General features: G+C 38.9%; 16 protein-coding genes. 1 reads left to right on the top strand and 15 read right to left on the bottom strand.

Annotation, left to right across the window (positions count from 1 at the left end):
- Positions 1–39: 39 nt before the first annotated feature.
- The 13 genes from dusB to AWM71_RS04395 all read right to left on the bottom strand — a co-directional run bounded on the left by dusB (position 40) and on the right by AWM71_RS04395 (position 16,359).
- The gene (gene dusB, locus AWM71_RS04455; RefSeq protein WP_060776833.1) at positions 40–1,092 is read right to left on the bottom strand and encodes a tRNA dihydrouridine synthase DusB; all 1,053 of its coding nucleotides are present in this window, start codon (positions 1,090–1,092) and stop codon (positions 40–42) included.
- Positions 1,093–1,207: 115 nt separating this feature from the next.
- On the bottom strand, positions 1,208–2,107 hold the full coding sequence (gene hslO, locus AWM71_RS04450) for an Hsp33 family molecular chaperone HslO (RefSeq protein WP_060776832.1): 900 nt from the start codon (positions 2,105–2,107) through the stop codon (positions 1,208–1,210).
- A gap of 97 nt (positions 2,108–2,204) precedes the next feature.
- Positions 2,205–4,283 carry an ATP-dependent zinc metalloprotease FtsH gene (gene ftsH / locus AWM71_RS04445; RefSeq protein WP_060776831.1) on the bottom strand — a complete coding sequence of 693 codons (2,079 nt, stop codon included), beginning with the start codon at positions 4,281–4,283 and terminating at the stop codon, positions 2,205–2,207.
- A gap of 238 nt (positions 4,284–4,521) precedes the next feature.
- Positions 4,522–5,937 carry a tRNA lysidine(34) synthetase TilS gene (gene tilS, locus AWM71_RS04440; protein WP_060776830.1) on the bottom strand — a complete coding sequence of 472 codons (1,416 nt, stop codon included), beginning with the start codon at positions 5,935–5,937 and terminating at the stop codon, positions 4,522–4,524.
- A 69-nt stretch (positions 5,938–6,006) separates the two neighbouring features.
- Positions 6,007–6,447, bottom strand: coding sequence for a S1 domain-containing RNA-binding protein (locus tag AWM71_RS04435; protein WP_060776829.1), 441 nt, complete (start codon positions 6,445–6,447; stop codon positions 6,007–6,009).
- A 35-nt stretch (positions 6,448–6,482) separates the two neighbouring features.
- A complete protein-coding gene (locus AWM71_RS04430) occupies positions 6,483–6,920 on the bottom strand; it encodes an FtsB family cell division protein (RefSeq protein ID WP_060776828.1) in 438 nt (145 codons plus the stop codon).
- Between the two features lie 111 nt (positions 6,921–7,031).
- Positions 7,032–7,313, bottom strand: a complete 282-nt coding sequence (locus AWM71_RS04425; RefSeq protein ID WP_060776827.1) for an RNA-binding S4 domain-containing protein — start codon at positions 7,311–7,313, stop codon at positions 7,032–7,034.
- A 44-nt stretch (positions 7,314–7,357) separates the two neighbouring features.
- Positions 7,358–10,906, bottom strand: a complete 3,549-nt coding sequence (gene mfd / locus AWM71_RS04420) for a transcription-repair coupling factor (RefSeq protein ID WP_060776826.1) — start codon at positions 10,904–10,906, stop codon at positions 7,358–7,360.
- 21 nt (positions 10,907–10,927) lie between these two features.
- Positions 10,928–11,491 carry an aminoacyl-tRNA hydrolase gene (gene pth, locus AWM71_RS04415; protein WP_060776825.1) on the bottom strand — a complete coding sequence of 188 codons (564 nt, stop codon included), beginning with the start codon at positions 11,489–11,491 and terminating at the stop codon, positions 10,928–10,930.
- A gap of 168 nt (positions 11,492–11,659) precedes the next feature.
- Entirely contained in the window at positions 11,660–12,628 is a 969-nt protein-coding gene (locus AWM71_RS04410; RefSeq protein ID WP_060776824.1) for a ribose-phosphate diphosphokinase, read from the bottom strand.
- A 78-nt stretch (positions 12,629–12,706) separates the two neighbouring features.
- On the bottom strand, positions 12,707–14,092 hold the full coding sequence (glmU, locus tag AWM71_RS04405; protein WP_060776823.1) for a bifunctional UDP-N-acetylglucosamine diphosphorylase/glucosamine-1-phosphate N-acetyltransferase GlmU: 1,386 nt from the start codon (positions 14,090–14,092) through the stop codon (positions 12,707–12,709).
- A gap of 32 nt (positions 14,093–14,124) precedes the next feature.
- Positions 14,125–15,438 (bottom strand): DEAD/DEAH box helicase, encoded by a 1,314-nt coding sequence (locus AWM71_RS04400; RefSeq protein WP_082632712.1) that lies wholly within the window; start codon positions 15,436–15,438, stop codon positions 14,125–14,127.
- A 36-nt stretch (positions 15,439–15,474) separates the two neighbouring features.
- Complete coding sequence (locus tag AWM71_RS04395; RefSeq protein ID WP_060776822.1) at positions 15,475–16,359, bottom strand: metallophosphoesterase; 885 nt, start codon at positions 16,357–16,359, stop codon at positions 15,475–15,477.
- 150 nt (positions 16,360–16,509) lie between these two features.
- Here AWM71_RS04395 and uvrC point away from each other — a divergent pair, with 150 nt between their 5' ends.
- Positions 16,510–18,306 (top strand): excinuclease ABC subunit UvrC, encoded by a 1,797-nt coding sequence (gene uvrC / locus AWM71_RS04390; protein WP_060776821.1) that lies wholly within the window; start codon positions 16,510–16,512, stop codon positions 18,304–18,306.
- A 63-nt stretch (positions 18,307–18,369) separates the two neighbouring features.
- On the opposite strand, the gene AWM71_RS04385 is transcribed toward uvrC, so the two are convergent.
- Together AWM71_RS04385 and AWM71_RS04380 are read right to left on the bottom strand one after the other, a co-directional pair.
- On the bottom strand, positions 18,370–20,193 hold the full coding sequence (locus AWM71_RS04385) for a DUF975 family protein (RefSeq protein WP_060776820.1): 1,824 nt from the start codon (positions 20,191–20,193) through the stop codon (positions 18,370–18,372).
- Positions 20,194–20,254: 61 nt separating this feature from the next.
- The gene (locus tag AWM71_RS04380) at positions 20,255–21,073 is read right to left on the bottom strand and encodes a hypothetical protein (RefSeq protein WP_144428632.1); all 819 of its coding nucleotides are present in this window, start codon (positions 21,071–21,073) and stop codon (positions 20,255–20,257) included.
- Between the last annotated feature and the right edge of the window lie 5 nt (positions 21,074–21,078).

The raw sequence follows: 21,078 nt of genomic DNA, 5'->3' as shown, positions 1-21,078 counted from the left end.
CTATAATCTCAGTTTCTCATTCAAATTTCAAGTTTTCTTTTAAACATTCTTTTGTTCAGCCTCTTTTTGTGCTTGACGTTCCGCTCGTGATAGGCGTTTAGGGCGAACTTCTTTTTCTCTAGAAGCTGTGAACGCTTTAAAATCATTTAAAAGTTGATCAGCCTCTGCCTTTGTTTCGGCTTGTGTACAAGCCACTTTCACCTTAGCAGCGCGAGGAATTCCTTTTAGATAGTAAGCCACCATCCCTCTAAATTCTCTAACGCCCACTCTTTCTCCTTTTAAGGCAACCAAACGGTCTAAGTGTTCCAAAGCCGCTTGAATTCGCTCAACCCCTGTTTTTTCAGGTAAAAGTTCTCCTGTTTCAATATAATGAACCATCCGATGAATCACCCACGGATTGCCTAAACAGCCTCGTCCGACCATCACCCCATCCACGCCATAATTATCCAGCGCAAAATTTGCTTCTTCAGGTGTCCTAATATCCCCGTTTCCATAGAATGGCACGCTCAAATGACTGGCCACTTCTTTAATAATTTCCCAGTTGGCCTTGCCTGTATAGAGTTGTTCACGGGTGCGACCATGCATAGCAATCATATTTGCTCCCGCTTCCTGGGCAGCTAATGCATTTTCTACTGCTAAAATATGTTGGTCATCCCAACCCGTTCTCATTTTAACCGTTACAGGTAAATGAACAGCCTCTTTGACAGCTTTTACCCGTCGGTAAACTTCATTGGGATCCAAAAGGGCCTTAGAGCCAGCATCCGTTTTCACAACCTTTTGAACAGGGCACCCCATATTAATATCAATAATAGCAGCTTTGGTATGGGTTTCGATAAAGTGAGCCGCTTCAGCCAAAGATTCTGCATGTCCACCAAATATCTGAACAGATAGCGGCCATTCTTCATCTTTAATGTGCAACATTTCCAATGTTTTCTTATTTCGAAAATGGATTCCCTGGTCAGAGATCATCTCACAAACCACTAAGCCTGCTCCCTGTTGTTTGACCATCGTTCGAAAAGCGGCATTAGAGATTCCAGCCATAGGAGCCACAGCAATAGGATTTTTAATTTCAATTGGTCCTATCTTTATCATTGGTTCTTTCCTTCTCTCCTTTTGACATACTTGTTGATTTTATCAGAAAACACGCTAAAAAGAAAGTCATGGCCCTGCCTTCCTCAAAAGCTCATCTTTTTCAACGGTGCCCTTTTCACTTTTTCTTGTCTGAGGATGAGCGCGAAAGAGCCAATAAATCCTCTAATTCTTGACGATTATAGGCATATTTTTCATTACAAAAATGGCACACGGCCTCTGCTTGCCCATCTTCGTCTATTAATTGTTGAATTTCTTTTTCTCCGAGACTGATTAATCCTTTAGAAAAGCGTTCCTTGCTACAAGAGCATTGGAAAGTAACGGTTCTTGTATCCAAGATTTTGACGTCTCCTTGAGGTAAGAGACGATTTGCGATTTGTGAAGCATCCATTCCCTCTTCTATCAGCTGAGTGACGTGAGGAAGAGATTGGACAGCTTCTTCTACAGCTTGAATCGTCTCCTCAGTTGCTCCTGGCATCATCTGAATCATCCATCCTCCCGCGGCTTGAATACTTTCATCAGGATTAACTAAAACTCCGAGTCCTACAGCAGATGGAATTTGTTCAGAAACTGCTAAGTAATAAGTTAGATCTTCTGCTAATTCCCCAGAAACTAAAGGGACTTGCCCTGAAAATGGCTCCTTCAAGCCTAAATCTTTAATCACAGTAAGACTGCCTTCTTCTCCAACAGCCCCTTTCACATCCAACTTTCCTTCCGAATTTTCTTCCAAGCTAACATGTGGTTGGTCTAAGTAGCCCTTCACTTCTCCTTTTCCATTAGCAGTCACTAAGATTTTACCAACAGGGCCATTGCCCATAATCTTCAAAGTAATAATGGCATCATCTTTTATATCTGAAGCTAATAAAGCGCCTCCCATGAGACTTCTCCCCAAAGCAGCACTCGCTGTTGACCAAGTATCGTGTCTTTGGCAGCCTTCCTGAACCATGTGCGTGGCTACTAAACTACTTAGTCGCACCTGTCCATCATAAGCGACGGCTTTAATCAATTGGTCTTCCATTTTCAAACTCCTTTTTCGCTATTCTTCTTAATGTACGAAAAAGCTCAAGCTTCTAAAGCTCGAGCTTCTTCCTAATTATCTGCTTCCATCTAAAGACTTATTTTTCAGAGGTCTCTTCCCCTTCTTCTTTTGGGAGAGTCGATCGATTACCGTCTGATTTTTCACTATCTAACCGGCGCTTTGTGGTCGCTTTTTTTAGATTCTCTTTGGCTTCTTCAAAGGAAGTAGGCTCATTTGTTTGATCCTCTTCCTCACTCTCTGGTGGTAATTCACCCGTATCAAATAAGCTCTTAATTTGATCAGCATTTAAAGTTTCTAATTCTAACAAGTGCTCAGCAATCACTTTTACCTGATCACTATGCTTGGTTAAAATTTCTTTGGCTTCTTCTAAACATTGATCCATAAACTGACGTAAAACTTGGTCTATCTTAGCAGCCGTTTCACCAGAATAAGTCTTTTGCCCAGAAACACTGCCTTTAATGCCATGGTTTCCTTCGTAAGATACGGTTCCTAATTCTTCAAACATTCCGTATTCCGTAATCATTGCTCGCGCAATAGCGGTTGCTTGTTCGAAGTCATTAGATGCTCCTGCAGATTGTGTATGGAAGAATAATTCTTCTGACGCTCTCCCTCCCAATAGACCAATCACTTGCTCACGCAAGGTCTTCTTCGTTAATTGGGCTTGATCTTCTTTTGGAAGCATAATAGCGTAACCCGCCGCACGTCCACGCGGCACAATAGTTACCTTATGAACAACACGCGCGTCGCTTAAGACTAATCCACACACTGTATGTCCTGCTTCATGAAAGGCAGTCATTCTCAATTCATCACTACCGCTTTGACGGCCTGGTTTAGCTGGTCCGGCTACCACGCGGTCTTGAGCTTCATCTACATCTTCTTCAGAAATAGTTTTTCGATCCATTCTAGCAGCTAATAAGGCGGCTTCGTTCAATAGATTTTCCAATTCTGCCCCTGTAAAGCCTGGTGTTTGTTGAGCAAGACGTTTTAAATTGACCTTTTGAGATAACTTCTTATTCCGTGCATGAACCTTCAAAATGGCTTCACGCCCTTTAACATCCGGTCTTCCCACTAAAATTTGGCGGTCAAAACGCCCTGGACGAAGTAAGGCGGGATCCAATACATCCGAACGGTTGGTTGCAGCAATCACAATCACGTTATCTTTTTCATTAAATCCGTCTAACTCTACCAATAATTGGTTAAGGGTTTGTTCACGCTCATCATGGCCACCGCCACCCGTGCTTACACCGCGACGACGTCCAACCGCATCAATTTCATCAATGAAGACAATGGATGGGGAGTGTTTCTTAGCAGTATCAAACAAGTCACGCACACGACTTGCCCCTACCCCTACAAACATTTCAACAAATTCAGATCCAGAAATCGAATAAAAAGGTACGCCCGCTTCACCAGCGACTGCACGCGCTAATAAAGTTTTCCCTGTTCCTGGAGGTCCTTCCAAAAGTACCCCTTTTGGAATACGCGCCCCGATTTCATGATATTTTTGTGGACTACGCAAGAAGTCAACAATTTCTACTAATTCTTGTTTCTCTTCTTCACAGCCGGCAACTTGAGAAAAATGAACTGTCGAAACTTTAGAGACATCTTTTGCCCGACTCTTGCCGATAGACATTGGATTTCCTCTTCCCATCCCAGAACCTCCAGAATAGGTAAGTATATAAATCATAAAGATGAAAAACAGAATCGGAAGAGCATTCATCAATAACGAAATCCACATATTCGTTTGATCTTTCTCTAAAGCAACGACTTCTGTATCAGATTCTTGTGCCTTCTTATTAATCAAAGCGAGCGTGGAGTCGTTAGCTAACACATGAACGCTAAACTTATTGGCTGGTTCTTGTTTCTTATTGTTAATAATTGGAATGTTGCCGGAAGTCGTATGGTCAGTCTTTTGCTCCCTTTCACGATATTCTCCGGTAATTTCGTAAGCGCCTGCTCGTGGCTTGATTTGAACTTTTTGAATTCTTTTATCCGTTAACTTTTGTAAGAATTCAGATTGATTGATCTCTTCTGTCGCCTTAGAACCACTTCCATTAGAAAAAAGATTCACTATTCCAAGCAGTGCTAAGAAAATGACAATAATTACCAACCCACTTGTAAATAGGCTTTTCGGTCTTTTCGGTCGCTTTCTTTGCATGTCTTCGCTCCATTTCTATTAAAATCCTTGCTTTATTCTACCATTATTTGCGAATGAAGTATAATAAAGTTTTTTTGTCTCTAAAAATCAGTTCTTATGTCATCAAAATTTTGTCCTTTTTAGAAACCTTTTTCGAGCTAAATCCGAAGGAAAATTTTCCTCCCTAGCACTCAATATGACTCATTGTAGCAAACGTCCTAATCAATACGCAACAGTTTCCTCTTACATTTAAAGGAAATTAAAAGTTATAACAAGCTCTCTTAAGGCTTTTGATCTTCCAACCGCTTAATTCTTCTTTAACTTTAAAAAGTGGATAGCGATATTTCCACTCACCACTTGCTGTAAGAATACCAATCACCCATCGATCTTCTAAGACAAGTAACCAAGCTTCTTGGCGGTCTTTTGCCGGCCACTTGTTGTTAATAAAGTAACGACGAAGTTTTTGACGATCACCAGAAGGTAAAAAAAGATAATCTCCTGCCTGCCGATGTCTCACCAAAAGTTTTTGGTCTCCTAACTCTTCTGGAAGATATAAATCAGCCTCTTTTAAATCTGTTTTTCCGTAAGCTATTCCCCATTTTTCGTCTATCCAATAGGTTTGCCCCGCTTTTAAAAGACCTACTTGCGCTTTGAAAAGAGAAGCCTCTTGCCCAGGTTCATAAAAATAGGCGCACTGATAAACCTTATCCACTTGCCACTGTCCAGGCAAATCAAATGTTCCTTGAGGCACGCCTTCCTTCAAGAATTGCAGCAATTGCTCCTGTCCCCGTCGGCCAAACGATCCAAAATCTTCAGGCGCTATCTTATTCAAAACTTGCTTAAGGGCTAATCTTTGCTGAGAATCGGAAAGACTCTTTAAAGATTCTATATCTAACGCCCATTTCCCTTCTTTAAGCGTAAGGGTTTCTTGACAAAAATTTTCTATAGCAGGTTGAGCAAATTCTAGAATTCCTTGAAGATCATAGGCAAATTGAGACAAGTATTCTCTAAGATGCGGGCTCTCTTCCTCCAAATACGGTAAAATCTTTTGTCTAAAGCGATTACGCTTAAAGTGCACATCTTTATTACTCTCATCTTCATAGAAGGTCACACCTTCTTCCTTGACCAACTGATAAAAATTCAATTTCGATTCGGTCAAAAACGGACGAAGGATTTGAGCTTTAGGGAAGGTATAAAGTGGCGATTTTTTCTGAATTCCTTGTAAACTAGATAAATCATAACCATCTAAAAATCGCATCAATATCGTCTCTACTTGATCATCGGCATGATGCGCAGTTAAGAGTCTTAGACTTCCTTTCTCCTGTAATACGTGTGCAAAGGTTCGATAGCGAAACCATCGTGCTTGCCCTTCAATATTACTTTTGAGAGGGGCATGTTTCCAAATCCTTACCACTAAATCAATCGATTCTCTCTGACAATATTGAATTAAATACGCTTGTTCTTCTTCAGATTCTTGCCGTAAACGATGGTTAATATGAATAACAAAAAAAGAGCGATTTAATCGATCAAATAAATGCTTCATCACCTTCAAAAGGGCCATAGAATCTACCCCTGTCGACACTGCCAAAGCATAAGGCTTTTGACTTTCAAAATAGTCTGCATCTTCCTCTTGTAAAAATTGTTCTAATTGCCGACTCAGTTTTTCTAATAGCATTCTTTTCTTCCTTCCCTAAAACAAAACAACCCCTTAAAGCAGAAAAACCGGATGAAGATCCGGTTTCTTTTAACTCCGACGACCTCCTCGGCCACCGCGCTTTCCTTCTGTATTCCGTTTTAAATCATTTAAACGATCATCGCTTGCCTTTAAGAAATCATTCATCATGGTATCAAAATCACTTGTTTTCGAAGGCTTTTTAGAACTAAATTTTGAAGTTTGTCGTGGGTGACGGAAATTTTCTTTTCCAGAAATAGTCTCTTTCTTCAAATTATCTTCTTTTGCTTTCTTGATGGAGAGAGCCACTTTGCCGTCTTCTTGGACTTTCGTAACAATTGCGGTTACTTCATCTCCCTCGGCTACAAAATCATGGATATCTTTAATATAGTTATCAGATATTTCTGAAATATGAACCAGTCCGTTTTCTCCTTCTCCTAAATCCACAAACGCACCAAATTTAACAATTCCTGTAACTTTTCCAGTTACTTTGTCTCCTACTTTTATAGTCATCTATACTCCATATCCTCCTGTGATTATTTTAAATATCATTTACTTGTTTGATTCTCTTGGGCTTGAAGATAGGCCTTATTGAGATTTTTAGCTTGAATCGAATCATTATCTTCTGGGGTAGAGAAAATAATCTCATTCTTTTTGCTTAAATAATAACGTCCTCTCGCTAATTTCAAAAGATAATTATCATCATGAAGAAGCGCTACTTGATTTTTCAAATGATCGACCTGTTTTTGTTCATTATTTCGCGCCATTACCGCAGCTTTAATTTGGGCCTGATAATCTTTTAAGGCTATTTCTCCGTGAATGACTCCTGCAAAACACAAAACTGCAATTCCTAAACATACACTTAAGATAGTTCGCATCACATAGCGATGCAATCGATCTCTAGAAGTCTCTTTGAGATTTTTAGAGCTAGCATAACGTGATATGGAAGTTATTCGGTGCTCTTTTTTTTGATTTCCTGCCTGCATTTCAAGAATCCTTCCTAACCTCTTGTAATCTCTATAATTGTACCCTTATTTTTAATAAATGTATAGCGCCTTTTTTCGACTCTTTTCACAAAGATTGATATGGGGCTATTTTTAATAAAATTCTGGATAAGCAGAGTTTGTTTTGTATTTTTCCAAATGAATTTTGTACATACTGCTTGCTTCTTCTTTTTTAGGAGAATCCATCAAGGCTAAAACTTCAATCGTTAATTCCTTATTGGCAAAATCAATCGTAATTTGATCGCCTACTTTAACCTGACTTCCGGATTTAGCTGGGTGCTGGTTAATCAGAACCCGCCCTTGATCGGTCACTTCTTTGGCAACTGTTCGCCGTTTAATAATACGCGCTAATTTCAAAAATTTATCTAATCTCATCGCTGTTTACCTCTTTCTATTGAGACATAAAACAAACTGTTCGTCTAGCTGTTTTCATTGGCCTCTTTTTTCTGATTATTTTGATGTAACGTTTTTAATCGGTCATTAAATTGTATTAAATAATCTAACCAAGCATCTACTTTTAACTCTCCTGTATTGAGTTGTAACATTAATTTTTGCTCATCCATTTTCATTTGCACTTTCATGGGAATATCAGATAAAGCTTGGAAAATTTCGGAAGTAAGTGTTTGTGGATCTTCTTGTTTTGCAAAAATTAAAGTCAGAGCATGTCCTCTTTGCTGAATTTTTTCAATTCCATTTTGACTCGCTAGCCCTTTAATCCCCCCTACGTTTAAGAGCCACTGAACTTCTATTGGAGGTTCTCCAAAACGGTCTAATAATTCTTCATCTAAGTCCCACATTGCATCTATCGTTGTCAAGCGATTCACCCGTTTATAAATTTCCACTTTTTGATTTTCATCTGAAATATAAGTAGACGGGATATAAGCATCCACTTGTAAATCTAATTCTGTAATTAAGGCACGTTTCTTAGGCAACTTACCTTGTTTCTTTTGAATCGCTTCTTCTAACATTTGTTGGAAAAGATCGTACCCCACAGAATTCACAAAGCCATGTTGTTGTTTTCCTAAGAGATTCCCAGCTCCGCGAATAGATAAATCTCGCATAGCAATTTTAAAACCACTCCCTAATTCTGTAAAATCTCTTAGGGCCATGAGTCGTTTTTCACTCGTTTCATTCAACATTTTATTGGGTTCATACATAAAGTAAGCATAAGCTACTCGATTAGACCGACCAACCCTTCCTCTTAATTGATAAAGTGTCGAAAGGCCCATGCGGTCCGCCTTTTCAACGAGCAAGGTATTAACATTCGGCATATCAATTCCTGTTTCGATAATAGTTGTAGTCACTAACACATCATCATCTCCAGATAAGAAGTCCATTAAGACTTCTTCCAATTGATTAGCTGTCATTCGTCCGTGAGCAATCGCTACTCGAGCTTCTGGGACCAATTGATGAATTTCTGACGCCTTTTCTTGGATCGCTTTCACATTGTTAAAAAGATAAAAGACTTGGCCGTTTCGGGCTAATTCTCGCTCAATAGCATCCTTAACCGCTCCATAATTCTGCTCCATTACATAGGTTTGAACAGGATAACGGTTAGCTGGGGGCGTTTCAATCACACTTAAATCTCTTACCCCCATCATCGACATGTTTAAAGTACGAGGAATAGGGGTTGCTGTTAAGGTAAGAACGTCCACATTTTCCCGAAGCTTCTTTAATCGCTCCTTATCCTTCACACCGAAGCGTTGTTCTTCGTCTACGACTAATAGTCCCAAATCCAAAAATGAAACATCTTGAGAAAGTAAGCGATGAGTCCCTACAACAAGATTCACACTTCCTTGCTTTAAGCCAGCAATCACTTCTTTTTGTTCAGAAGTTGTCCGAAAGCGACTTAACAATTCCACCGTAAAAGGATATTCTCTGAATCGTTCACTCAACGTTTCGTAGTGTTGCTGAGCAAGTACAGTCGTCGGGACTAAAAAGGCTACTTGTTTGCCATCCATTAAGGCTTTAAAAGCTGCCCGCATAGCTACTTCTGTTTTTCCAAAACCGACATCTCCCACAAGCAAACGATCCATGGGTTGAATTTTTTCCATATCCGCCTTAATTTCTTGAATAGAGCGTAACTGATCTTCTGTTTCCACATAGGGAAAAGCCGCTTCAAATTCTGCTTGTTCCGAAGTATCTGGAGAGAAAGCATAGCCTTCTTCCATCTGTCTCTTGGCATAAAGATCAATTAAATCATCTGCAATATCTTCAATCTGCCGACTAACTTTTTGCTTGGTTTTATGCCATTCACTGCCTCCCATTTTATTCAAACGAGGAGCTTTACCTTCAGAGGAAACATATTTTTGAACCAAGTCCATTTGATCAATAGGAACATGAATACTTGCCTTATCGGCATACATAATCGTCAAATAATCTTTATGTGTTCCTAACACTTCTAGTGTTTCTATACCTATAAACTGTCCAATTCCATGATTAATATGAACAACATAGTCTCCCGGTTTTAATTCTTGATAAGATTTTAACCGTTCTGCATTCGATAAGACAGAGGAAAACTGCCGCCGACGTTTTGGCTGACTGTGATAGATATCTCCTTCCCCCATTAAGACCAATCGACCTTCTACAAACTCAATACCTGCATTCAAGTGTCCTAAAAGGAGATTCACTTTCCCTTCAAAAATTTCTCCAGACAAACTCACTTGCGAAAAAATCGATAAGGCATTTAAAGTTTCTTCAAGTTCTCTTAACTTATCAGCTTGATTGATATAAATAACGACCGTCCGTTTCCTGTTGAGCCAAGCTTCAATTTCTATTTTTAAACTCTCCATCTGCTGGTGAAAGGTTGTAATAGGCCGCGTTTGAAAAGAATGAACACAATCAAAATGAATATTGCCATACCCGCGTTGCCATTGTGCGAAATAAAAAAGAGGTTGCGAAACGTGATGAATGACTTCAGCAAAATTCTGATAGTAGTTTTCTAGTCCTGGCAGAAGCCCTTGTTCTAACTTATCTTGGAAAAAGAGCGCCGCAGATTGATCAATTTCATGGTTAATCTCCAGTAATCTTGGCAAATCATCCACTACGATCCTATCTTCTTTCGAAAAATAATCTAACAAAGTTTCTTGTTTAGAACATATCGCTTGATAAAAGAAAGGCGTTTTCTCAGTGATTTTCCCTTCTTTCCAAACTTGCTCTTCTTCCTCAAAAGCAGCAGTTAATCGTTCGCGAACTTCTACATCCGAAAGATTTGCTAAATAATTTCGTTTATAGGTTTGAAGATCCTTTAGTGCTTGGGATAAGTTTTCTCCTCTTATCAGCCATTCCTTAGCTGGGATAATCGTCACACGGTTTTTTTCTTCTATACTTTTCTGCGTATTAGGATCAAAGTATGTGATTTTCTCCACTTCATCAAAACCTAAGGAACAGCGAACAGGGTAAGGCAGATGGAGGGGATAACAATCTACAATATCTCCTCTAACACTCATCTCTCCCGGTTTCATAGTTGCCTGCGTACGTACATAGCCTAAACTATTCAGCCGCTCCTGAAGATCTGAAACGGATAAGTCTTGCCCCTTTTCAATAGATAAAGTCCATTCTTTCCACTCTTTGAGTGGCAAAACTGCCCTTTTCAAAGCAAATAAAGAACAAATCACAATACCATCCTGATCCTCTTGAGCCAACCACTCCATCACTTGTAAACGGTCACTTAAAGCTTCTGGACTCTGAATCGCCAAATCCTCAACAACAGTTTCCGGCGTGGTATAGACTTTTATACGATCTTCTGGATAAAAATTAGCGAGATCTTCACTCAATTTCTCTGCGTTGAGCAAATTGTTTACGATAACGAGAAGTTTTCGCCCTTTAGCTGAAGAAGCAATGGCTTGACAAACATAAGCCTTCGCTGTCCCTTGTAAGCCTAAATATAAAACTCTATGTCCCTTACTTAAGCTCTTTTTCACATTCTCTGTAAAAATATAATTTTGAAAATACCTTTCTAAATCCATACCATTCCTCTTCTTTTGTTGTTAGTGATTGTAACGATTCATCAATTGCTCAAAGGAAACACCCTGTATCCAATCTTCAATAGCATCTGCTGCTAAGGTAGTACTTTCTAACATGTCTTCCTTTTCTTCAGTTGAAAAGTGCCCAAGGACATGGTTTACCACGGAGCCTTTGCCCTTAGGATGCCCAATTCCTAACTTTATCCGTTGAATTTCTTGGCTGCTTAAGCATTTGATAATATCTTTCATTCCATTATGTCCGCCAGCAGAACCTTTTTTCCTTAAACGTAAACGTCCAACTTCCATATCCATATCATCATAAACCACTAAAAGATCTTCTAAATCTAATTTGTAATAATTCATGAAGCCAGCCACACATTGTCCGGATAAATTCATAAATGTTGTAGGCTTTACTACGAGAACTTTTTCGCCAGCCACTTGCTTTTGAAAATAAACGCCATTAAAAGCCTGCCGATTAAACTCCTCATGACTGCGATAAGCCCATTCATTCACCACAATAAAACCGGCATTATGTCGTGTATTTTCATATTCTTTGCCTGGATTTCCTAACCCTACTACTAACTTCATTTTTAACTCCTTTTCACGCAAGAAAAGCCGTACCCCAAAAAGAAGTACAGATGTTTTCTTCATTTCTATATTTTAATCCATTTTTATAAAAAATCACACCATATAAAAAGCTACCGGGAGTTTCCGATAGCTTTTTATTCGTCCCTTTTCTTATTTTATAAATAAGTGTTAGTGTCGAATGCCTTTGAATTTCTCTCTGAACAATGGACTCACAGATTCATTATTTTGAATCCGAATAATGGCTTCTGCAATCAGTTCTGCCACTGTTACCACTTTAATCTTGTCAATCTTCTTTTCTTCTGGAAGATTGATAGTATCTGTAACTATAATTTCTCGAATATCTGAATTTTGCAACCGCTCAATAGCAGGGCCGGAAAGTACAGGATGGGTACAGCAAACATTCACAGAAGTTGCCCCCGCTTCCATCAAAGCTTTAGAAGCTACTGTAATAGTTCCTGCTGTATCAATGATATCATCAATAATGATGCAGTCCTTACCCCGAACATCTCCAACAATATTCATTACTTCTGCCACATTAGCTCGCGGACGACGTTTATCAATAATAGCTAGAGGCGCGTTAAGGAACTCAGCTAATTTACGCGCACGCGTTACTCCACCGTGGTCAGGAGAAACCACTACAATATCTTTTTCAACATAGTTAGGATTATCTAGGAAATAATTAGCTAATAAGGACGCCCCATAGAGATGATCTACTGGGATATCAAAGAATCCTTGAATTTGTGCTGCATGTAAATCCAAAACAAGCACACGAGTTGCTCCAGTCTTTTCAATCATATTAGCAACTAATTTGGATGTGATCGGCTCCCGTGGTTTTGATTTTCTATCTTGACGAGCATAACCAAAATAAGGAATGACCACATTAATTTGTTCAGCGCTTGCTCGACGGCAAGCATCAATCATAATCAATAACTCCATCAAGTTATCGTTTACGGGCGCTGAGGTAGATTGAATAATGAAGACATGATCCCCACGGATGGATTCTTCAATGTTAATATGAATTTCACCATCACTAAAGTGGTTAACCACAATCTTTCCTAATTCTACTCCCATACATGCCGCAATCTTCTCAGCCAATGGTTCATTGGAATTAAGAGAAAATACTTTTATATCAGACATTATCGTAGGCTCCTCCTAATCAAATAAATACTAAAACGTCTCTAGTATCTATTCTAACATACTTCTACAGGAAGTTGTTCAGGAATTCGATTGATTTTTAGAAATTGGGAGTTTATCCCAATAATTTTCCTTGTTTACCTGTTTGGAGCGTCCTAAAGCCAGCGCCTTAGAAGGCACATCTTTGGTAATTGTAGACCCCGCTGCAATAAAACTATGATCACTGACATTCACTGGTGCCACCAGGTTAGCATTGGAACCGATAAAGCTATGGTCTCCGATTTGACTCCGATATTTCTGAACACCATCATAATTGCAGAAAATAACACCACACGAAACATTAATATCTTCTCCGAGATCAGCATCTCCAATATAAGTGAGGTGGCCGGCTTTGGTATGTTTGCCTAAAGTAGCATTCTTCACTTCCACAAAATTTCCAATATGAACATAATCCTCAAGTTTAGACTTTGGCCGAAGGTGTGCCATTGGTCCAATCGTGACATAATCGCCTACTTGAGACTCTTCAATTTGAGAGGATTGAATAACCACTCCCTGTCCAATTTGACTATCTCTAATTGTCGAATAGGCATCAATAACACAATCCGGTCCAATTGTCGTTTTACCTAAGAGGCGGACATTAGCCTCTAGCACTGTATCTTCTCCAATAACCACTTCTGGATCAATATAAGTAGAAGAGGGATCTACTAAGGTAACTCCTGCTTTCATCCACTTTTCATTATTTCTTTGATAGAAAAGTTGGTTAGCTTTCGCCAAAGCTACACGATCATTTACTCCTAAAGATGCACTAAAATCCTCCATTTGATACGCAGCAATTCGCTCACCCTGTGCTTGAAGAATTCCAATCACATCTGGTAGATAATATTCTCCTTGTGCGTTATCATTGCCTACTTGGTGCAAGCATTCAAAGAGACTTTCATTATCGAATACATAGGTTCCCGTATTAATTTCTGTCACACGTTTCTCTTCTTCTGTCGAATCTTTTTCTTCCACAATTTTTTGAACCAATCCATCTTGGTCGCGAATAATCCGTCCATAACCAAAAGGGTGCTCCGTTTGAGCCGTAAGAATCGTTGCTTTCGCTCCTTCTTCCGCGTGCTTTTGGACTAAAGATTCTAAAACTTCTTGGCTAATTAAAGGCGTATCCCCACAAATCACTAAAGTTGTTCCCTTTTCTCGGCCTAAAAACTGTTCCGCTTGTAAAACCGCATGGCCTGTTCCTAATTGTTCTTCTTGCAGAGCAAACTTCGTCCGTGATCCTAAAACTTTTTTCACTTCTTCAGCTCCGAATCCTACAATCGTTATAACTTTCTCAAATCCCGCTGAAGACACATGATCCAAGACATGTTCAACCATAGGCTTATGAGCCACTTCATGTAACACCTTATATTTTTTGGACTTCATTCTTGTCCCTTTACCTGCAGCTAATATAATAGCAAAACGTTTCATTTCTTGTTCTCCTTTTCATTGGCTAAGTCTTCTCACTTTTTAAAGCGACCTGCCCCTTTATTTTTCTGCTGTCGTTTTCTATTTTTCTTTTTATGCGGTTTTTCCTTACCGAGAAGAACGTTTGGCCTTGCCTTATTTTTCTTTTCTTTTTTCTTTTTCAAGGTTGCTTTTGTTTTGTCAAAAGTCTTCTCTGGTGGGCAATCCCTAAGTTCTCCCTCATACAAGAAATATTCGACGAGAACTTGATCTTTAGGCAATAAATGTTTCAACTCTCGAATAACATGGTCATTATTGACCAAGCTAATAATCGTTCCCGACTTACCCATTCTTGCTGTACGCCCAGCTCGATGAATATAACTTTCTTGATCAGTCGCTAAATCATACTCAATCACATAAGGTAAATGAGGAATATCAATTCCCCGACTGGTCACATCTGTCGTTAGTAAATAAATTAATTTTCCTTGATGAAACGCCTGCATGATCTGTTGACGCTTTTGAGAAGATAAATCACTATGTAACCCTTCGCAAGGAATCCCGTGGTAGGTTAGCTGAGCTTTAATTTTTTCAATATCTGCTTTTGCCCGAACAAAGACTAAGGCTTGCATTCCTTCTAAATGAGCCAATCGTCTGAGCCCGTCTATGCGTTTCCTGACAGGCATTTTTATATAGGTATATTTTCGATTCTGATTAGGGCCAACCTGATTTCTCACGTCAATAACTTCTGTTAAATCCATCACCTGACTTAACTTTTCGCTCTCCTGAACCGTAGCTTGAAAAGCTAAGGTTTGACAGCTTCTTGGTAATCGATCATAGAAAGCTTTCACAAAGCTTAACCGCTCTTCTCCTCCTAGTTGATCCGCTTCATCTAGGACAAAAGCTTTCACTTGATTTAATTTTATTTTTTTCTTATCTGCTAATTCATTTAGCCTTCCGAGCGTTCCGACTATGATCTCTGGCTTATGTTTTAGCTGATCGATTTGCCGTTTGAGATTAGCCCCTCCAACCAATAGCTGAGAATGTAAATTTAAAGGTTTGCTCCACACTTTCACAACCGTTTGAATTTGCCCAGCTAATTCCTGAGTTGGGGCTACGATCACAAGTTGTAAATAATGATTGGCTTCAGTATTTGCTAATAGAGGTAACAAATAAGCTAATGTTTTACCAGTTCCTGTAGGTGAAATGCCTTGAATATTTTCCCCTTGTCGAATAGGGAGATAAGCTTTTTCTTGGATCAAGCTTGCTTTATCAAATCCCTGGCTTTGCCAAATAAGAAGTAATTTTCTCTCATTTTCAGTTAAATTTCCTTGATTTTCTACATTTAAAGGATATCTTGTTTGATTTTCCATAGGTCACCTATCTTTTTAATTTCTAGTAGAGCCCTCTCACTTCATATAGCGACTCTTAAAGGCTTGCCAATCCTTCACGAGGGTAACACACACCATCTCTGAACGATTGTGGAGACGAAATTCCCATTGGGGCTGTCCAATTCCCCGTGAGATAACCATTCCTTTGTAACGGTTTCCTGGCAAGCGATAAACCCCTTCTGTATACGAAGGAAAATAGCCTTGATTGGGAGCATAAAGGCCCCCTATTCCTGGAACTTGAATCTGTCCACCTTGAGCATGACCCGTCAAAACCAGATCTGGAGATTTTTCATCTTGATCATGATAACGAAGGAAGGCTTCCGGATGGTGAGCAAGAAGGATTTTAGGCAAAGCCTCCTGCTCCTTACTTAAGCGAATAAATTTTAAAGGATCTCGCTTCAAAAAATGACGATTCACTTTTTCCATCAAGCCCATGATGGTAATGGAGTCTCCCTGATAGTTCCAAGTAATGGCTTGATCATGCAACATTTTTACCCCGCTTGCTTGTAGACATTCTTCCATAAGCCGAGAATAAGTACTTTGCACTTCATGATCGCCATAGACCATAAAGGTAGGTGCAATAGCCACCAATTCCGAAGCAAAAGCTTTTAATTCTTGAGGATTAAAAGCTAATTCTTGATGAATGAGATTTCCTGTAAGGGCAATCATCCCTGGACATTCTTTTTTCACTTTTCGAATTAATTGAGAGAAAGGAACTCTCTGCTCTGGAAGATTTAAATCTGATAAGTGAACGATTTTTAATCCTTCCATTTGTGAAGGATAAACCGGACTCTCCAAGATATAATGTGTCGATTGCAAGCAATAATTTTGATAATAGTAATACGCCAGCGCCCCGCCTAAGCATAGGGCAGTTTTAACAAGTGACCCTAATCGATGTTTCATAATACCTCCCTCACTTTCGTTCACCAATAAGTCTATTCTAGCATAAGCCGCCCCTTTCGTCCCTAAAAGCTTCCTTGCAAAAGTCTTTTCTAGTCATTTCTTCCGAGCTCTTGGTATAATAAAAGCGTTACAAAGGAAAGGAAGTCACTCATGGCTAGCGAATGGATTGAAAAAAAATTAAAATTACTCCCTAAAAAACCTGGCTGTTATCTCATGAAAGATAAAAATCGGCGTATTATCTATATTGGCAAAGCCAAGAATCTTTTTAATCGCGTGCATTCCTATTTTAAAAGTCATCATACAGGCAAAACTGCACAACTTGTTCAAGAAATTGCTGATTTTGAAATTATTATGACCACTACAAATAAGGAAAGCCTTCTCTTAGAAATCAATCTCATCAAGCGCTACAAACCACATTACAACATCCTATTAAAATACGGGACCATGTATCCTTATCTTAAAATTACTCGAGAAAAAGATCCTCAACTTCTTATCACTTCCAATGTTCAAAAAGATGGTGGCCTTTATTTTGGACCTTATCCTAACATCAACGCGGCCACTGCAACCAGAGATCTCCTCCAAAAGATTTATCCTCTAAGGAAATGTTCAAGAAAGGAAAAAAGAGCTTGCTTTTACTACCATTTGGGACAATGTATTGGCTGCTGTGATCATCCCATTGATCCCAAAACTTACCAAAAACAAATTCAACACATTACTCAATTTTTAAATGGAAATGTGAAAACCATAAAAAAAGATCTTCAACAGAAAATGCAACTAGCTGCTGAAAACCTCCAATTCGAAAGAGCTGCCGACTATAGAGATCAAATCCATTATATTGAACAAACTGTAGAACCGCAAAATATCATGAGTAAGCATTATAATAATCGAGATGTTTTTGCCTATTACTATGATCATGGCTGGATAAGTATTCAAGTCTTTCTCCTCAGACAATTTTCAATTATCAAGCGTAAATCTGCTCTCTTCCCTTGCTATAATACCCCCGAAGAAGAAATGACGACCTACATTGCCCAGTTCTACCATAATTCTTGTCATACTTTACCCAAAGAAATTCTCGTCCCTAAAACGATCGATAAATCTCTACTTAAAGAAGCTCTTAATATTTCTGTCGTCACACCTCAACGTGGAGATAAGCACAAAATGCTCATCCTCGCCCAAGAGAATGCCCAGTTAGCCCATGAGCAAAAATTTAAATTACTAGAAATGAACGAACAAAAAACTCGAGGGGCAGTCCAAGAGCTGAGTCAAGCTCTTAGCTTGCCTTATCTACATACTATTGAAAGTTTTGACTTTTCTAACATCCAAGGGGCCGATAATGTCTGTGGGATGGTTGTTTATGAAGAAGGGAAACCTAAAAAATCCGCTTATCGAAAATTTAAAATCAAATCCTTCCAAGGAGCCAATGAATTTGCAGCTAGCCAAGAAGTTATTCGCAGACGATACAGTCGCCTTCTGAAAGAAAATAAGCCCCTTCCTCACTTAATTTTAATGGACGGAGGAAGTATTGAAGTTCATGCTGCACGTCAAGTATTAAAAGAAGAATTAGGGTTAGAAAGCCTCCCCGTGGCAGGCATGGTTAAAGATGATAAGCATCGCACTTCCTATTTAATTTTTGGAGAAGGCCTCTCTGCTGTCCCGCTGGATCCCAAATCTCAAGCTTTCCATCTCGTACAACGCATTCAAATAGAAGTCGACCGTTACGCTAAAACTTTTCATCGGCAACTTCATAGTAAAAATTCCTTCAAATCGCGTTTAGAAAATCTTCCAGGTGTCGGCCCTAAAACACGTCAAAAAGTATTAAATCACTTTAAAAGTCTTAAAAATATTCGTAATGCTTCCATTAAGGACATTCAATCCTTAGGCATTCCACTAAAACAAGCGACAGCTATTCATGAACTTGCTATCGCATTAACTTCTTCCCAAAAATAAAATCCATCCAGTCGTTTGCTTTTAACGACTAGATGGATTTTTTACATCTCTTCCAAGAAATCTCTACTTCTTGTCATCTTCTTTTTCAAAATCTCCTGGACGAATCAAACTGTTTTTATAATTATCTGCTTGTGCTTTATCTGCACCTAAAATAATCTCTTCAGTGTGTTCAGTTTTCTTAAAATTAGTCCGTTTAGGTGTATTGTATCCATAAGGGTTATAAGGTTGTTTTTCCATAGTTATCTTCTCCTCACTTTTTAATTGATTAACTTGAACATCTCTCTTATCCTGAATGTTCAAAATAGGCTCCACATGCTCAGGCTGTAAAGGCTGTTCAGCTTTTTCAATTTCTGGTTCTTCCGATGGTGCAAATACAGTAGCTGCAGGCTGCACAGGAGTTTGTTGACTTTTATCAAGGACATAGCCAGGATCAACAAAGTCATACTCCTCCTCCTTTTCAAGAATTTTTTTAGGTTCTTCTATTGGCTCTATCTCATCAGGATCTTTGACAGGAACGTAAGAGATCTTTTCTTCTTCTCCCACATCCGACATCACCAAAATCGGATGATCATCTTCTGCTAACTTTTTCCCTGTTTCTGGAGGGGGCGTAAGACTTGTCTTCGTTTCTTCTCCTTCTGTCACATTCCAATCATACAAAGGAGGAATCTCCTGGGGTTTCTTAATTTTTAACGTTTCACTCTCTTTTTCCGATTCAGCTGGTCCAAAGTGTTCCTTAAAGGCTTCCTCTGAAAGCGTATCTTCTTCAACTTTCAAATCCGCTGTTTGTCCCAAGAGCATGCCTGCATCAACAGCTACCGTATCTGCTGTAAATTGTGGTCTCTCTTCTGTGTGATAAAAAGTGGAAAGATCTTTAGCAGGAGCAGCTCCAAATCCTGGATATTTTTCATTCAGAGCAAAAGCATACTGATACGTTAATTCGCGGTAAAAGACAGCTTCAACTGCATAAGATTTCAGCCAATTGAATAAAATATAGAGAAAGGCTATAGCCCCTGTACCTGTCCAAATGCCGATTTCTCCTAGAGAAGATGTTCCCTTCGTCATAAAAATATCCTTTGCTCCAATAATTCCAGCCAATACGCCGGTCACTAAAGCAGCGGGGAGTAGGCGGTACCAAATCCGCCATTTAAATAGTCTCACACGATTACCGGACATCAAACTCCAGCTCATTCTTAAAGCACGGAAGAATCCTGTCTTTCTATTATCATAGCATGGATAAGTCATTAAACTAAAGCCATAATAGAGCCATCCGGAAAACAATCCCACTAAGATCATTACCAAGGCCATAATCGTCAAATACAAGGCATGAATAAGATAATAGGTCCACTGGCCAATTGCTGCACGTCCTGTTGATACAATGACTACAGAATAAAAAGCAAGTAAACAAACAAAAGTCCCTACAAAAATAAAAGTAGCCATATATTGAATAATACCTGATAAAAGAGATAAAAAATAATGACGAATAGGGCGATGTGTGAACGGACTCCACACCGATTTCCAACTAAATTTCCCACTATCTGCCATGTTTAAACTGCCCCAAGTCAAGCCGAAAACTTGCAATTGTGTACATAAAAAGGTCAATACAAAGATGGCTCCTCCCATTATCATGAGATCTTGAGCTGCCCATTGATTCTTAAAAGTAACAAGTAGCGTCCTTAAAAAAGAAGGAGTTTGAACATAAAATTGATCCAAGCTCTGCTCAGGCAAAACGATTTTTACCTTCAACAGTCCCATTATTCCACTTGTTATTCCTAAAATAATCACAGCGTTCAAAAGAACGGCTAGTCCAAATTTTATTTGATTATTCTTTAAACTTTGTCCCGCTCTTCGTTTAATCGTTGCATTGGATAGATCCAAACGATATTGCATAATAAGCCTCCTTATTTTTACTTCTTTTCTATTGTAACAAAAATATTACCCATAAATCGACTTAAATCGCCAATTCTTCCCGTTCTAATTGTAAAACTAATGCCGCTGCATAATTTCTCTCATCTGCAAAGCTCCCATTATGAATATGATAATCAATATTTTGCCGCGTCGTATGATTCATAGCCGCCATCGCAGTGGCATAGCCCTTTTTAAACAAGCCTGTAACTAAATAACTTTCACTAGAGATAGCTTGATGCAAATCTATACATCTTAAAGCCTTTTTCTTTTTAAAATCCATCATTTGGTAATCCTGCAATTTTTCATACGCTTGATAAAATGGAACTTTTAGTAATTCGACAGCTTCCATCTCATCAAACGGCCAATCTTCTTTTATCATTCCATATGACAAAAAGAGTGGGTTTTGAATTTCATATGAAAATCTTAGCGTTCTCTGAATTTCAGACTGTTCATAAAGAATATGGCTCCAACTTTTTAATAGCATATTGGTTAATTGGTCTTCCATATAGTTTGCATTATATAACACTTGAATCGTTTTGAGGTCCTTAGCTTCATCTAAAGCATAGGCTGCATAAACCACCACAGGACTATCCCATAGCTCCTCTTTATCCCATTTTCCATAAGAGATTCCGCCTTTTAAATCTAATGGATACAGGAGTTGTTCTAAAAAGCGATAAGCTAAAAAACTAAGAGAAGTATGATTAAACCCAATTATCCATTGAGTCGACGTCACTTGTTGAGGTGCAATGACAATTCCGGGTTGATAAATCGTTTGGATAATCGAAAAAGCCTTAGGAAGTAAGGCCTTTACTCGCAAATCAGATTTCACTTTGCTCTCTACCATCAAGACACTTATCATCATTTTAT

The sequence above is a fragment of the Aerococcus christensenii genome (assembly GCF_001543105.1).
Lineage (GTDB): Bacteria > Bacillota > Bacilli > Lactobacillales > Aerococcaceae > Aerococcus > Aerococcus christensenii.
Note: the sequence above shows the minus strand (reverse complement) of the source record. Positions and strands in the feature narration are given on the sequence as shown.

Bases quoted from the DNA above. Each gene is read 5' to 3' on its own strand.
- mfd (WP_060776826.1), bottom strand. From the start codon at position 10,906: ATGGATTTAGAAAGGTATTTTCAAAATTATATTTTTACAGAGAATGTG.
- AWM71_RS04410 (WP_060776824.1), bottom strand. From the start codon at position 12,628: ATGTCTGATATAAAAGTATTTTCTCTTAATTCCAATGAACCATTGGCT.
- AWM71_RS04400 (WP_082632712.1), bottom strand. From the start codon at position 15,438: ATGGAAAATCAAACAAGATATCCTTTAAATGTAGAAAATCAAGGAAAT.
- ftsH (WP_060776831.1), bottom strand. From the start codon at position 4,283: ATGCAAAGAAAGCGACCGAAAAGACCGAAAAGCCTATTTACAAGTGGG.
- AWM71_RS04430 (WP_060776828.1), bottom strand. From the start codon at position 6,920: ATGCAGGCAGGAAATCAAAAAAAAGAGCACCGAATAACTTCCATATCA.
- tilS (WP_060776830.1), bottom strand. From the start codon at position 5,937: ATGCTATTAGAAAAACTGAGTCGGCAATTAGAACAATTTTTACAAGAG.
- uvrC (WP_060776821.1), top strand. From the start codon at position 16,510: ATGGCTAGCGAATGGATTGAAAAAAAATTAAAATTACTCCCTAAAAAA.
- pth (WP_060776825.1), bottom strand. From the start codon at position 11,491: ATGAAGTTAGTAGTAGGGTTAGGAAATCCAGGCAAAGAATATGAAAAT.
- AWM71_RS04395 (WP_060776822.1), bottom strand. From the start codon at position 16,359: ATGAAACATCGATTAGGGTCACTTGTTAAAACTGCCCTATGCTTAGGC.
- dusB (WP_060776833.1), bottom strand. From the start codon at position 1,092: ATGATAAAGATAGGACCAATTGAAATTAAAAATCCTATTGCTGTGGCT.
- AWM71_RS04385 (WP_060776820.1), bottom strand. From the start codon at position 20,193: ATGCAATATCGTTTGGATCTATCCAATGCAACGATTAAACGAAGAGCG.
- AWM71_RS04425 (WP_060776827.1), bottom strand. From the start codon at position 7,313: ATGAGATTAGATAAATTTTTGAAATTAGCGCGTATTATTAAACGGCGA.
- AWM71_RS04435 (WP_060776829.1), bottom strand. From the start codon at position 6,447: ATGACTATAAAAGTAGGAGACAAAGTAACTGGAAAAGTTACAGGAATT.
- glmU (WP_060776823.1), bottom strand. From the start codon at position 14,092: ATGAAACGTTTTGCTATTATATTAGCTGCAGGTAAAGGGACAAGAATG.
- hslO (WP_060776832.1), bottom strand. From the start codon at position 2,107: ATGGAAGACCAATTGATTAAAGCCGTCGCTTATGATGGACAGGTGCGA.
- AWM71_RS04380 (WP_144428632.1), bottom strand. From the start codon at position 21,073: ATGATGATAAGTGTCTTGATGGTAGAGAGCAAAGTGAAATCTGATTTG.